Annotated in this window: 16 protein-coding genes and 2 pseudogenes; 6 read left to right on the plus strand and 12 right to left on the minus strand. The window is 53.7% G+C overall.

The genetic code is table 11. The features are described 5' to 3' along the window. Positions 1 to 314: 314 nt before the first annotated feature. Positions 315 to 821: a hypothetical protein gene (locus tag JQR90_RS11355; RefSeq protein ID WP_112297836.1), complete on the plus strand. Its 507-nt coding sequence runs from the start codon at positions 315 to 317 to the stop codon at positions 819 to 821. Between the two features lie 40 nt (positions 822 to 861). Here JQR90_RS11355 and JQR90_RS11360 read toward each other — a convergent pair whose 3' ends face one another. The 6 genes from JQR90_RS11360 to ttcA form a co-directional block, all read right to left on the minus strand. Continuing rightward, positions 862 to 1,182 (minus strand): hypothetical protein, encoded by a 321-nt coding sequence (locus JQR90_RS11360; RefSeq protein WP_010794746.1) that lies wholly within the window; start codon positions 1,180 to 1,182, stop codon positions 862 to 864. A gap of 70 nt (positions 1,183 to 1,252) precedes the next feature. Beyond that, positions 1,253 to 1,804 (minus strand): C40 family peptidase, encoded by a 552-nt coding sequence (locus tag JQR90_RS11365; protein ID WP_434140014.1) that lies wholly within the window; start codon positions 1,802 to 1,804, stop codon positions 1,253 to 1,255. A 72-nt stretch (positions 1,805 to 1,876) separates the two neighbouring features. Continuing rightward, entirely contained in the window at positions 1,877 to 2,494 is a 618-nt protein-coding gene (locus tag JQR90_RS11370) for a C40 family peptidase (protein WP_371106361.1), read from the minus strand. 97 nt (positions 2,495 to 2,591) lie between these two features. Then, entirely contained in the window at positions 2,592 to 3,353 is a 762-nt protein-coding gene (locus tag JQR90_RS11375) for an NAD-dependent protein deacylase (RefSeq protein ID WP_010794749.1), read from the minus strand. Beyond that, positions 3,353 to 4,024: a DNA-3-methyladenine glycosylase I gene (locus JQR90_RS11380; RefSeq protein ID WP_010794750.1), complete on the minus strand. Its 672-nt coding sequence runs from the start codon at positions 4,022 to 4,024 to the stop codon at positions 3,353 to 3,355. Before JQR90_RS11380 ends, JQR90_RS11375 begins: the two co-directional genes overlap by 1 nt. A 16-nt stretch (positions 4,025 to 4,040) precedes the next feature. Beyond that, positions 4,041 to 4,865, minus strand: a complete 825-nt coding sequence (gene ttcA, locus JQR90_RS11385; protein ID WP_010794751.1) for a tRNA 2-thiocytidine(32) synthetase TtcA — start codon at positions 4,863 to 4,865, stop codon at positions 4,041 to 4,043. A gap of 100 nt (positions 4,866 to 4,965) precedes the next feature. On the opposite strand from ttcA, the gene JQR90_RS11390 reads away from it, so the two are divergent. After that, on the plus strand, positions 4,966 to 5,577 hold the full coding sequence (locus tag JQR90_RS11390; RefSeq protein WP_010794752.1) for a DNA-J related domain-containing protein: 612 nt from the start codon (positions 4,966 to 4,968) through the stop codon (positions 5,575 to 5,577). 88 nt (positions 5,578 to 5,665) lie between these two features. Further along, entirely contained in the window at positions 5,666 to 6,166 is a 501-nt protein-coding gene (locus tag JQR90_RS11395) for a SprT family zinc-dependent metalloprotease (protein WP_010794753.1), read from the plus strand. A gap of 51 nt (positions 6,167 to 6,217) precedes the next feature. Here the strand turns inward: JQR90_RS11395 and JQR90_RS11400 are convergent, their stop codons facing one another. Then, positions 6,218 to 7,549 carry a dicarboxylate/amino acid:cation symporter gene (locus JQR90_RS11400; protein ID WP_010794754.1) on the minus strand — a complete coding sequence of 444 codons (1,332 nt, stop codon included), beginning with the start codon at positions 7,547 to 7,549 and terminating at the stop codon, positions 6,218 to 6,220. Positions 7,550 to 7,743: 194 nt separating this feature from the next. Here JQR90_RS11400 and JQR90_RS11405 point away from each other — a divergent pair, with 194 nt between their 5' ends. Continuing rightward, positions 7,744 to 7,887: a hypothetical protein gene (locus JQR90_RS11405; RefSeq protein WP_156913088.1), complete on the plus strand. Its 144-nt coding sequence runs from the start codon at positions 7,744 to 7,746 to the stop codon at positions 7,885 to 7,887. Between the two features lie 47 nt (positions 7,888 to 7,934). Then, complete coding sequence (locus tag JQR90_RS11410) at positions 7,935 to 8,645, plus strand: 4'-phosphopantetheinyl transferase family protein (protein WP_010794755.1); 711 nt, start codon at positions 7,935 to 7,937, stop codon at positions 8,643 to 8,645. 44 nt (positions 8,646 to 8,689) lie between these two features. On the opposite strand, the gene JQR90_RS11415 is transcribed toward JQR90_RS11410, so the two are convergent. The 5 genes and pseudogenes from JQR90_RS11415 to JQR90_RS11435 all read right to left on the minus strand — a co-directional run bounded on the left by JQR90_RS11415 (position 8,690) and on the right by JQR90_RS11435 (position 12,326). Next, on the minus strand, positions 8,690 to 8,905 hold the full coding sequence (locus JQR90_RS11415) for a hypothetical protein (protein ID WP_010794756.1): 216 nt from the start codon (positions 8,903 to 8,905) through the stop codon (positions 8,690 to 8,692). A gap of 190 nt (positions 8,906 to 9,095) precedes the next feature. Beyond that, positions 9,096 to 9,707: a tRNA-uridine aminocarboxypropyltransferase gene (locus JQR90_RS11420; protein WP_434140015.1), complete on the minus strand. Its 612-nt coding sequence runs from the start codon at positions 9,705 to 9,707 to the stop codon at positions 9,096 to 9,098. Between the two features lie 57 nt (positions 9,708 to 9,764). Continuing rightward, positions 9,765 to 10,715 (minus strand): annotated as a pseudogene (locus JQR90_RS11425) (methyl-accepting chemotaxis protein); the annotation flags it as partial. A 333-nt stretch (positions 10,716 to 11,048) separates the two neighbouring features. Further along, a pseudogene (locus JQR90_RS11430) lies at positions 11,049 to 11,330 on the minus strand (PAS domain-containing protein); the annotation flags it as partial. Positions 11,331 to 11,426: 96 nt separating this feature from the next. Further along, on the minus strand, positions 11,427 to 12,326 hold the full coding sequence (locus JQR90_RS11435) for a LysR family transcriptional regulator (RefSeq protein WP_010794759.1): 900 nt from the start codon (positions 12,324 to 12,326) through the stop codon (positions 11,427 to 11,429). Between the two features lie 140 nt (positions 12,327 to 12,466). Here JQR90_RS11435 and speB point away from each other — a divergent pair, with 140 nt between their 5' ends. Then, positions 12,467 to 13,417 carry an agmatinase gene (gene speB, locus JQR90_RS11440; protein ID WP_010794760.1) on the plus strand — a complete coding sequence of 317 codons (951 nt, stop codon included), beginning with the start codon at positions 12,467 to 12,469 and terminating at the stop codon, positions 13,415 to 13,417. Positions 13,418 to 13,431 lie beyond the last annotated feature (14 nt).

Consider the following 13,431-nt stretch of genomic DNA (forward strand, 5'->3'; position numbering starts at 1 on the left):
AGGCAGGGCTTTACACAAAGCCCGCCCTAAAGGTGGGCCTAACCCCATCGGCTATCGTCCTATTCTTCTATTTTTCACCTGCCCCGATGCAATGGGACGACAGCTGCGATTCGACTCGCCAAGATAAAGGCCACAAGCGGTGTGTGCAAGCCAAATGGACCAAAACGGATTCAGCAAGCCTGGCGGTCATTATCAAAACCTCAGACTTGTCACCTGCCCAAAATTTACGTACTGCTTACACAAGCCAAACACTTCTTGCAGTTCAACTGGGTAGGATGCCTTTCCATGATTGCGCATACAACATGGGAGCACATATGCATCTTTTTTCTCTCAGCAAAACAGTTGTTGGCCTCGCAGCTATAGGCATAGCCAGTCTTGCTACGGCAGAGCCGCTTCACGGGCCTGGTCCCGGGTCAGACTGGCGTGCTCCACACAATGCCGGTCCGGCCTTCAACCCAGGCCCCCGACATGGGCACGGGCTACCAGACTTTGCGCGGGAGGTCTGGATAGGCAGTGCACTCTACTTTTTGGCTGCAGGTACTTACTATGCATGGAATGCCGATCAACAGCGCTATATCGTTGTAACACCACCTGTTCCTACAACAGTCAGTACACAAAGTTATGACGTCATCGCCTACCCGGCTCGCGGCCAGACGCCCGATCAGCAGGCTCGGGATCGATATGAATGCCATAGCTGGGCAGTCACTCAAAGTGGCTTTGATCCAGCCACCGCAACGGCAGCACCGCCAAGCGCAACTACGGATTATTATCGTCGCGCATTGACAGCCTGTCTGGCTGGACGTGGTTATAGCGTCAATTAAAAGAAGGGAAACAAACTATTCTAGCTAACCCGCCCAAGCGTTACCGTTTGGGTACAAAGCCGTCCGGCTTTCGTGACAGCCACTCCACGAATGTTCGTATCCGCTCATCCTCCATGAGGCGCTCACGGCTGTTGTAGGTGAGTGCTAACGCTTTCTCGTCAAACGTGGCATGAATGTGGTTATGGCACGGACGACATACCCACAGCGTTGCCGTAATACGCTCTATGCGATCAAAGCGCTTTTGCACGTAGGGCTTGTCATGCAGAGACTTGGGAATCAGATGATGCCGAGTGAGCGGAGCCTTTCGTCCGCAAAGTTCGCAGGCGTCAGGCTGAGGCGGCAGTCGAATCGCGTCTGGCATGAACGGGAAGGAAAATGTGTGTTTCCATCAGATTCAACCGATCCACCTGGAGTTCAAAGCGCCTCTGGTATCAGAGGCGCCCGCCAGCGGCACTGCTGGCCAGGTTAGGTGTAACCAGTACACGTTTGGCATCCAGATAGGACTTCTGCCAGTAACGGGTACTAAGGCTGTCTAGTCTTACCGTTCCGCCAGTACTGGGCGCGTGTACGAAGCGCCCTTCACCCACATAGATTCCCGCATGACTGACCTGCTTACCTCCAGCCGTTGCAAAGAAGACCAGGTCACCGGGCTGCAAGGCCGATTGAGAGATAGAAGGCGCGTTGAGAGTGATCATTTCCCGCGTGGAGCGCGGCAAGCGAATCCCCATGACGTCGCGGTATACGAAATTGATCAGGCCACTGCAATCAAAACCGCTGTCGGGCGTGTTTCCTCCGTAACGGTAAGGCGTCCCAACCAGCCCTATTGCGCGAAACAGAACGTCATCGGCAGCCTGTGAATGGGTATCAAGCTGAACCCTGGAAACAGGCGTTGGCGCAGGAGGCGGAGAAGGCGGCGGAGTGCCGGCACAGGCGGCCAGCAGAATGGTCAGAGTAGTCAGTGCGATACGAGCCAAAGCAGGCATAGGACAATCCATTCACTCTTGCATTCCACCTTGATCGCGCAGCGTTGAACGCGCTACGCGATCAACGCCTTGTTAGCGCAATATGCGCTTTCCTTCGAGGAAGCTGACCTTCCAATAATGGTCTTCAAGACTGTCTACACGAACACCGCCACTGCGATGGCTCGAGGAATGAATGAACTTCCCCTCGCCCATGTAAATGGCTGCATGACTGACACGACCGCGGCCGTTGTGATTGAACAGCAGAATGTCGCCTGGCTGCAGGTCGTTCTTGCTGACAACAGGTACATCAAGATTGATGATCTGGCGGGTTGAGCGTGGCAACTGGATACCGGCTTCCTCACGGAAGACATAATTGACGAAGCCACTGCAGTCAAAACCCTTGAGCGAGCTTCCGCCAGTGCGATAAGGCGTACCGACAAGCTCTTCGGCGCGGGTCAGGATGCTATCGGCCAGAGTCGGCATCGGCTGCGTGGAGCCAACCTCATGCTCCCAGCTCAAAGGCTGACGGGAGGCATGACCACCCCCACGGGTAGCTTTGCTGGAAAGCCAATGAATTGGCTGAGCCGATTGCTTGCTTTCAACAGCGGCCGATTGTTCCCGGGTCGGCTTTGAAAGCTGTGCCTGTTCAGGCTTTTGTTGTTGTGGAGCGTTGGCGCAAGCCGCCAACAAAGCAATAAAACTTAGGGGCACGAGGGGTGCTAAGCGAGTCCGTAGCATGGGCACGACCGTGTCGAAATTCAAAAGTTGCGACACTTTGCCGTTTACCCAACGAACAGGCAAGAATTTTTTAATCGGACATGTGACTTAAAATAATCGATAAAACGTCTACGGCCCTTTTTTGGAGCCTGACTGTCACCGATGCACTCAAATCAGTCATGGTTGGATTGATCTCGGCAACAAAACCCCCGTTGTTGAGGGTCTGCAAGGCTGGCTCGATGACATACGGGAAACTGGCGGTAGTGCCTATGAGGAGCACAACGTCATAACCGGTAGCATTCTGCTGCATCAGAGTAGATACCGCTCTGGCAGGTAAGGCCTCCTCAAACAGCACGACGGGCGGTCGTAAAACACCCCCGCAACGGTCACACCGTGGCGGCAGGGAATGACCAATTTTATCAGCAACAGGGATATTGCCTGCCTCGCAGGCCGAGCAAAACAGTGGCCCCATCTCACCATGGATCTCTATGACTCTGTCCATGGGCGACCCGGCTCGCCGGTGAAAACCATCGATATTCTGGGTCAGCACCCAACACTCAGACTTGCGCCGCTGTAACTCGGCTATGGCCTCGTGACCTGCATTGGGTTGAGCGCTAAGACAAGCCCTGCCCAACTCCGCCAGATACTTCCAGCAGACATCCGGACGGTGTCGAAACATCGTACCGGAGAGCGCAGCCTCGATAGGAATACCCTCTTCGGTTTTTCCGTTATACAGCCCATTGAGACCACGATAGGTAGGCAGACCAGAGTCTGCCGAAAGCCCAGCACCTGTTATCACAAGAATCCGCTGAGCGCTTTCAAGCGCCTGGGCCACCTGCCGTATCGTGTCCATCAATGATTTACCGTATGCGCGAGCATGACCGAAAGCTGACACAACGGCCGCTTGCTTTCCGCCTGCCATTGATTGAAGGCGGCCTGCATGGCAGCCCGATCACGCTGACTGGTCGGCTCCTTGTCGATAACGTTTTGAGCCTTGAGCGCAGCCACAACGTCCTGCGTGGCAACGAAAGTGTCCTTGCCCGCCATTCTCAAAAAACGCGGTGCCGAAAGCCCTCCCATCTGGCTACCTCGCCGAGATAAAAGCTGCCAGAGTCCCACAATATCCTCTGAGGGCCAATTCGCCAGAAATTGGCCAAAGTCACCCTGTTCCCGTTGGATATCCAGGATGAACTGCGCATTACGGGGAACGCTTTTCAGCTTCCCCAGATGCCGGATTAGACGCGTGTCCTGCATGAGCCGCTCCAGCCATTCGCCGCCCATCAGGACGACCTTTTCTGGATCAAAGCCAAAGAAAACCTCTTCGAACGCAGGCCACTTGGCGTCTACCAGGCTGTGCTTGAGACCCGCACGAAATATTCGCCGCGTCATCAAGGACAAATAGCGGTCAGCAGTCACTTGGGCGAGCGCTTCGGCTGATGCGGGCTGGGGTAATACCGCTTCAAGGGCTTTGGAAGAGCCGAAGCGGTTCAGGCAAAACTCATGGAGCCAGGCATAGTCACGCATTGGAGAACACAATACCTCAGAGATTCATAACATCCAGAAAACGCGGTGTAGCGTCCTCATCGATGCGCAGGTTCACAAAATCGAACAAATTACGGTCGGCCAGCTGCGAAGGAACTACATTTTGCAGAGCCCTGAACATAATTTCGGTGCGCCCTGGGGTCTTGCGATCCCACTCCTGAAGCATCTCCTTGACTACCTTGCGCTGCAGGTTTTCTTGGGAGCCGCACAGGTTGCATGGAATGATCGGGAACTGCTTGAGCTCTGCGTAGGCTTCGATGTCCTTTTCGCTGCAATACGCGAGCGGACGGATTACGACATTGCGTCCATCGTCTGCCAAAAGTTTAGGCGGCATTGCCTTGAGGGTTCCGCCATGGAACAAATTAAGGAAAAAGGTCTCTACTATGTCGTCCCTGTGATGGCCAAGCGCCATCTTGGTCGCTCCAATTTCGTCGGCATAGGTATAAAGCGTTCCGCGGCGCAGACGCGAGCAAAGCGAGCATGTCGTTTTGCCTTCGGGAATCTTTTCCTTGACGATCGAATAGGTGTCCTTTTCGATGATGTGGTAAGCCACACCGATGGATTCGAGATAGGCCGGCAGTACGTGCTCGGGAAAGCCTGGTTGCTTCTGGTCCATATTGACCGCAACGATCTCGAATTTGATAGGCGCGACCTTTTGCAGGTACAGCAACACATCAAGCATGGTATAGCTGTCTTTACCACCAGACAGGCAGACCATGACCTTGTCGCCATCTTCGATCATGTTGAAATCGGCGATGGCTTCGCCAGCCAGACGTCGCAAACGTTTCTGGAGCTTGTTCTGATTGACAGAAAGGGTGCTCATGGATGAATCCAAATCAGGAAATGCACGAAAAGGACTATTTTACGCGTAAAGCACGGTTTCCCCTACCCTGCTCTGTACAACCCGCTTATCGGTATGGGCTATGACTGCTTTTCAACCAGCCCCGAATGAAACGCTCATTCATCAATTGCATGCATTGCTCAAGGCGGCCCCTGCAGGGTTATCGGAATACGATGTGATCCAGCGCCTGAGAGCGGACCGGTCACCCTTTGTGCCTCAAGAGCCGCTGCTGGATAAACTGGTACTGTTCCGCACGCACTTCGTCTTGTTCAATGCCTTGTATACCCTGCGCGATCGATTATGGGCCAATGCCAGTGCGCACCTTGAGATCCATGCCCTGCGCATTCAGCTACAGGATTATCGCCGAGCAAAACCCGGCCTGATCGTAGCGGATCCTTTGCGCAGCTATTATCTGGATCTCGAACAGCTCGACACGACCACGCTGGAAGACGTAGAGGCGCTGCTAGAGAGCTTCTGGACTCGCCAGAATGATGAAGGTGGCATCAAGTCTGCCTTTGCGTTGCTGGATCTGGACGAGTCTGCTTCATACTCAGCCATTCGCCATCGGTACCGACAGCTGGTTAGCCGTAACCATCCGGATCGTGGAGGCTGTACCGCAACTCTGCAGTCACTCAATGGGGCAATGGAAGCGCTCAGGCGACATCATTTGCGTAATGAGAGCATCAATCAGTAATTAGCTGTCCGGGCTGCTTGCCGGTAAGCGGCTCGCTTAGGCAGTCGATGCGCTTTGACGCATAATAGGCTCGATACGGAGAAAGCGAATGCCTCAAGCCTTACTCGCTCGTGTCGAAGACTGCTATCAGCTGGCCGAGCAATTTTTCAAAAAACCGTTTATTCGCCCCGACGTGAGCCTTCGCCTACGAGGACAGAAAGCCGGGGTTGCCCATCTGCAGGAGAACCGCCTGCGCTTTAACGAGGTGCTCTACAGGCAGAATCAGGAGCATTTTTTAAAGCATACCGTTGCCCACGAAGTGGCCCATCTGGTAGCTCACCAACTATTTGGCAGTCGAATAAGTCCGCACGGCAAAGAGTGGCAACTCATCATGCAGGGGGTATACGGTCTGCCACCAAGCAGATGCCATACCTATGCAATCGAGCGTCCGGCACGGAAGGTCTACCTCTATCGGTGCGGCTGTTCGGAAAGCCCTTTTTCCTTTACCTCACGCCGACATGGACTGGTCAAGAAAGGGTATCGCTACTCCTGCCGTCGCTGTCAGAGTCCGCTGACTTACACAGGGCAAACACGGCTCGACAATGAATGACGAACAAGCAATAAAAAGCCCCGTCTAGACGGGGCTTTTTATTGGGAGAGATCAAGCCACCTTGTGGGCTTCTTCTTCCTCTATACGCGTCGGGCCATTGGCCAGCTCACGGTGCAGTTGGCCCTCATCCAGCTGGTTACACCATTTGGCAACCACAATGGAGGCGACACCATTACCTACCAGGTTGGTCAGTGCACGAGCTTCGGACATGAAGCGATCGATACCTAGAATCAGGGCCAAACCCGCAACAGGCAAGTGACCTACCGCGGACAAGGTTGCAGCCAGGACGATGAAACCACTACCCGTTACACCTGCCGCACCCTTGGAGGAGATCAGCAGCACGAGCAACAGCGTGATCTGATGCGTGATATCCATGTGGGTATTGGTTGCCTGAGCAATAAACACAGCCGCCATAGTCAGGTAGATGGATGTGCCATCCAGGTTGAACGAGTAACCGGTTGGAATTACCAGGCCAACCACTGACTTCTGAGCGCCCAGTTTCTCCATCTTGGTTAACATGCGTGGCAGTGCAGACTCGGAGGAAGACGTACCCAGCACGATCAGCAGTTCTTCACGGATGTACTTGATGAACTTGAGAATGCTGAAACCGTGGGCACGGCAAATGGCGCCTAGCACGATAAGCACGAACAACACGCAGGTTATGTAGAAGCACAGCATCAACTGGCCGAGCTGAACCAGCGAGCCCACACCGTATTTGCCAATCGTGAAGGCCATGGCACCAAAGGCACCGATTGGAGCCAGCTTCATGATGACATTGATGATATTGAAGAATACGTGAGAGATGCGATCGATGAAGTTGAAGATCAGCTCGCCTTTCTCTCCCAGACGATGCAGGGCATAGCCGAACAAGACAGCAAAGAACAGCACCTGAAGAATTTCACCCTGGGCGAACGCATTAACCACCGTCGACGGGATGATGTTCATCAGGAACTCAATGGTGCTCTGCTTTTCACCAGCAGCCGCGTAAGCAGCGATACCCTTGGTATCCAGAGTGGCAGGGTCAACGTTCATGCCAGCGCCCGGCTGGACAACGTTTACAACAATCAGACCAATGATCAGGGCAATGGTCGACACGATTTCAAAATACAGCAGCGCATAACCGCCGGTCTTGCCGACAGCCTTCATGCTCTGCATGCCGGCAATCCCTGTTACAACGGTACAAAAGATGATCGGCGCGATCACCATCTTGATCAGCTTGACGAAACCATCACCTAGCGGCTTCAGGGCAGCACCGGTATCCGGGTAAAAGTGACCAATCAAGATACCGATAGCAATAGCCACCAGAACCTGAACATACAAGGACTTATACAACGGGGGTTTTGCAGCAAGAGGCACTGCGGTTGCTTCAATTTTAGCTGTCATGGGAGTAATTCCATGGTGCTTACGCTCACATCCTTGCGATACGTCAAGCCAATCGCGTTCTGCCCCTCATCCAGGGAGCTTTTGTTGTGGATTAAGGCCATGCCTTGATCTTGCCATATACAATGCAAGCCATGTGCCACCCCAAAATAAAAGACAAAATTCCATATTTTTCATAGCGTTAGCTACTGAGAAGTATGAATAACGAGGTTCAAGAGGCGGATATTCGCCCAAGGTGGCGGTTTTCCCCCGGTGGTATTTGGGGGAAAACCGCCGCAGCAGAGGTTGGCATTGCCGATAAAAAACTGATCATGCAACACCTGTCTGATGCCAATGACTGACTGTAGCGTCGCTTGGCGGATGAGATGCAGCGCGGCAGAATGCTTTCATGACTACTCTCTATCCTGGCGATATTCTTCCAACCTTGTACTGGCCGTTTTCAGTTGAGCGACTGGGCGTGGCTCTATACTCCACGCGCTTTATCCCTACCCTGTTAACCGCCGCGGATTTCGACTGCCTTGACATGGCGCTGCCCCCGTCACTGCTAAAGGCCGTGCCGAAGCGGCAGACCGAATTTCTGGCTGGACGATTGTGCGCACGAGCATCGTTAGCTGAAACAACAGGAGCCGTGCAAACGCCACACGTAGGGAAAGATCATGCACCTATGTGGCCGAGAGGCTTCTGCGGCTCCATTACTCACAGTCACGGCTGGGCAGGAGCAGCAACTGCGGCAACCAGGCACTGGCAAAGTATCGGACTGGACGCCGAGACGCTGCTGGCTCCAGGACGTGCAGCGAGGCTGGCCAGTGAAGTGCTGACGCCCCGTGAACATGAAAGCCCTGATGCTGAAACCGCCTTTTATGTCACTGCAGTCTTTTCGCTCAAGGAGAGTCTCTTCAAGGCGCTTTATCCGCTGACTGGCGTTCGCTTTTATTTCCAGGATGCCGAGCTGGTCGAATGGGATCCATCCGGCTATGCCCGGTTACGTCTCGCCAAGACGCTTTCACCCTGCTGGCAAAAGGGGCGGGAGCTTGAGGCCGTGCATGTGCTTGAAGAGCAGCGCTTTCTGAGCATGATCAGAGTGCCTGCTGGAATCTAATAAAAAGCGGAGTCTAAGCTCCGCTTTTCGTCACGACTTGCCCTTCACATCATCATGCTGCGGGCATCGGCTACAGGTGCCGGTGGAATGGGATCGGGTACAGTGGGCTCGCCAGGCTCGATGGGTTGCGATGGCGGAGAAATAGGCTCAGTCGGAACACCAGGCTCAATAGGCTGGTCTCCACCCATCCATACTGGAATGAAGGCCAGAATGGTTTCGTCCTCTTCCACCTGTCGTACTACTTGGATACTCAAGGTCATAGCTTGCTCTCCTACTCGACCGGTTTTACCGGATTCATCCGGGCTGTAATGGATAGAACCTAATACGGCCAAGAAATTCATAATTTCCGGTAAGTGGTCGCTTTTGACTGTTTAAAGAGCCCGCACGCTTTGAACGCTTCAGAGCTTCCTTAAAGAGCATGCCTAAACGGTATGTCGGACTCATGACAGCCTAATGATGATGTCTTTTCAGCGCGTGGTTTTTTGCAAATACCTCTTCACCCATTGCCTCGATCTGGCGCTCGATTAACCTCTCGAAAGGCGCAAGCAGCGCATCGAAACGCTTGGGCATCTCTAATATGTTCAAGGCCGTGACAATCGCCTCGATGGTCGAGACAGCCCCAGCGGCAGGAGCTTTTCGAAGGCGATAACGCGAAGAAAGACCGGCAGGTAAGCTGACTCGTGGTAACGCTGCCACGCACGGATTAAGGTACAGCAGCTTGCGTGCCTTTCGCCATGTGCCGTCAGGTATGACAAGCATAGTCTTGCCAGAATGCTCAGCTTTGGCCTTTATATGCTCAAGGCTTTCAGCCTGCTCGTCAGGAAACAACAACCAGGGCGTATACCCTTCCCAACGGGCTTCGAGCCCTTCGAACTGCTCACCAACAAGCAACTCGCTGTTTACCAAACCTAGTGCGGCCAGGCGCGCCGTGTTCAGCGCATGCTGGGTTTCGTCAGGGTGCTGCAGGATCAACAGGCGAGTCGCACTGGAAAGCCTGGGAACAAGCGCGCACAAGCAATGGCTTTCAGGACGCTGGCATGCAGCACAACGTGGGCGTGACATATAACCTCTAGGTAGACCAATAGCAGGTAACAGCCATCAGTCTACCTCAAGCGTTGCCTAGCGATTAAAGCGCTCTGCCAGATCACGCAGATAGACTGCCATCTGCTCAAGCTCACCACTGAGCACAGCACCTTGCTGTGACTGTTGAGTGCTGTGATCGGACAACTCGGCAATGCGGGTGATCTGCTGATTGATGTCCTCTGCCACATGGCTCTGCTCTTCTACCGCCGTAGCCATCTGCTGGCTCATGGCGGTGATTCGCATGACCGCCTGGCTGATACCCTCCAGTGCCTCGCGTACAGCTGCCGTGTGTTCTTCACTCTGCCGTGAGGCCTCTTCGCCCTTGGCTGCTGTAGCAACGGCGCGCTGCGCGCCTGAACGCAGGTTCTCGATGATCTGGTGAATCTGCTGGGTAGAATCACGCGTACGTGAAGCCAGCGAGCGCACCTCGTCTGCGACCACGGCAAATCCGCGACCAGCCTCGCCTGCCCTTGCCGCTTCAATCGCAGCATTAAGCGCCAGTAGATTGGTCTGCTCGGCAATCGAAGTAATCACATCGGCAACACTGCCGATCGACTGGGTGGAATCGGCAAGCTCACCCACCGCCTGTCCAATTTCACTTACGGCGCCAGCCAGCTGCCTCATGGAGGCTAAACTCTCATCCGCCACGTCACGACCATGCAGGGCCAGCGACTCCGCCTCGCCAGCAGCCTGAGCCGTCTGGTTAACGTTTTGCGAAACCTCCTGAATGGTGGCAGACATTTCATTGATTGCGGTGGCTGACTGGTCGGTCTCATGGCGCTGACGATCAAGCAACTCGGCTTGAGCACGTGCAAGACGCGACGACTCTGCTGCCTTGCTCTGCACGTTGTTGCCGGTATCCACCAGGCGAGTCAGTGCCGTTTGCAAACGTGACTCCTGGCTTTGCAAGGCGAGGTCCATCTGGCCTGCCGCACCAAACTGGTTACTGTACGTAGGCGCAACGATGGCGCTGGTAAACATCTTCGGATTGGCCTCGAAGATCTTTTCAATAGCCCAGCGCTGACGCTTGAACTGCCAGAAGGTAATGCCTAGTGCACTGGCAATGATCACACCCGCCTGGGCAAGGTCGTTGAAATAGAAATGACCGCCAAAGATAACCGCACCGCTGAAAAGCGTAGGCCATGCAATTTTGACAGAATGCTTGATGGCTTCTGTTACCGGTACTGCACGCTTGCCTTCACGCAGCCGTGCATACATGACATCGGCCCGCCGGATCTGATCCGCGGTAGGCAACACACGTACGGACTCATAGCCCACCATCTGGCCATTTTCCCAGATAGGGGTGACGTATGCATTCACCCAATAATAGTCGCCGTTCTTGCAGCGGTTCTTGACGATACCCATCCAGGCCTTGCCTTGTTTAAGGGTATCCCACATATGGCCAAATACACCCTCAGGCATATCTGGATGACGAACCAGATTATGTGGACTGCCAATAAGCTCTTCTCGTGTAAAACCACTTATTGCGACAAAAGCGTCATTGCAATAAGTAATTTGTCCCTTGAGATTCGTCGTTGAGATAAGACGCTCACTTTCCCTGAATGTACGAGCCTGTTGTGTCACTGGCAGGTTTTTGCGCATGGCGGAGAAGCCTTCTTGATTTTCCAAATAAGCGGACGCCCACTCAAATGATGGCAAATAGCATTCATGTTAGTTGTCATCATTTTTTAACGTCGATTACTTATCGGCACGCCGCATATGAGCTTTAAGAATTCTTTGAAAAGTCTGTATTAGACTTTCGCGATTACGGCCTCGGCGAAATATGAGCGAAAATGGCGCTTGATAGCCAAACATTGCTGGCTGTAAAGCACGTAATCGCCCTTGATTAACCCACGCATGAACATAATGCTCAGGTAGATAACCTATATAAGCTCCTGAAAGAATTAATATTAACTGAGCCTCCATACTTTCAACTGTTGCCGCACTTTCCTTGAACCCATGCCGAGCCAGTTCGGCCTGACTCCAATAGCCTCTTCGGACCATTCTTTGTTGAGTAATAAGTTCTTCGGGAAGATGTCTTTCCTTGAATAAAGGATGGCGGTCGCTGCAATACAACCAATGTTGTTCACGATAAAGTGGCTGGTACGTTACCCCATTCATTCGCGCAGAAAACGCACCGATGGCTAAGTCCAAACGGTTTTCAAGAATGGCCAGTTGAAGGTCATAAGGACTCATGACCGTCAGATGAATGTGGACTGAGGGGTATTCACCTGTATAAGCACCGATAACATCCGCCAATGACAAGGCAGGCTCATTGGCTAACGAGTCCAGCATCCCCAGCTTGAGCGTACCGCTCAGCTCGCCCTTGAGCGCGGCTGCATATCGCTCAAAGCCTTCGATCTCTCCCAGGATTCTCAACGTCTCCTGATAAAACATCTCACCCTTGCTGGTCAGCCCAAACCCGCCGCGCCCACGATGACACAAGGTGATGCCCAATTGGCTTTCCAACTGGCTCATATAGGTACTGATGGCTGACGTTGACAGATTCAGTTCACGCTGTGCCGCTGCAAAGCCCTGGCTCTGGACAACAGTCGCGAAAATTCTGAGTAGACGAATATCGTGCAGCGCATTGGCCATGGACAGGATCCGTTGTCTTATTTTTTTCAGCCTATCCGATAGTTTAGAAATCTCTGAACTGATTTTTTGTACGTGCCGATTTTTCAAGCGCTGTTTCCTTCACACAATCGGGCCATCGTTTCGCAGGCAGGAGATCGATTGTGGAGAAAAAACTTCATCAACCGCTGGGTGGTAACGAGATGCCACGCTTTGGGGGCATCGCGACCATGCTGCGCTTGCCTCACCTCGAGTCGCCTGCCGGGCTGGACGCCGCCTTCGTTGGTGTGCCATTGGATATTGGAACATCACTGCGCTCCGGCACCCGCTTTGGTCCACGCGAAATTCGGGCCGAATCCGTCATGATCCGCCCCTACAACATGGCAACCGGCGCCGCACCATTCGATTCGCTCTCGGTGGCCGACATTGGCGATGTAGCCATCAATACCTTCAACCTTCTCGATGCCGTACGGATTATTGAAGAGGCCTATGACGGCATTCTTGAGCACAATGTCATTCCGCTCACCCTTGGAGGTGACCATACGATCACCCTGCCTATTCTCAGAGCCATGAAGAAGAAATATGGCAAGGTTGGGCTGGTTCATGTCGACGCCCATGCCGATGTGAACGACCACATGTTTGGCGAGAAGATTGCTCATGGCACTACTTTTCGCCGAGCAGTCGAAGAAGGCCTGCTGGACTGCAATCGCGTCGCGCAGATCGGACTACGTGCCCAGGGTTATACGGCAGACGATTTCAACTGGAGCCGTGAGCAGGGATTTCGCGTCGTGCAGGCGGAAGAATGCTGGCACACATCGCTCTCTCCTCTGATGTCGGAAGTCCGGGCAAAAGTGCAAGGCGGCCCTGTTTACCTATCGTTTGACATCGACGGTATTGACCCCGCCTGGGCTCCAGGAACCGGCACCCCTGAAATAGGTGGACTGACCACCATTCAGGCGCTGGAAATTATCCGCGGCTGCCACGGGCTTGATCTAGTGGGAGGCGATCTTGTGGAGGTATCTCCCCCATACGACACTACAGGCAACACCTCTTTACTGGGCGCCAATCTGCTTTATGAAATGCTGTGTGTACTGCCTGGGGTGGTACGCCGATAGCCGCTGTAACGATA

The organism is Pseudomonas sp. JZ114, assembly GCF_051027705.1.
Lineage (GTDB): Bacteria > Pseudomonadota > Gammaproteobacteria > Pseudomonadales > Pseudomonadaceae > Chryseomonas > Chryseomonas luteola.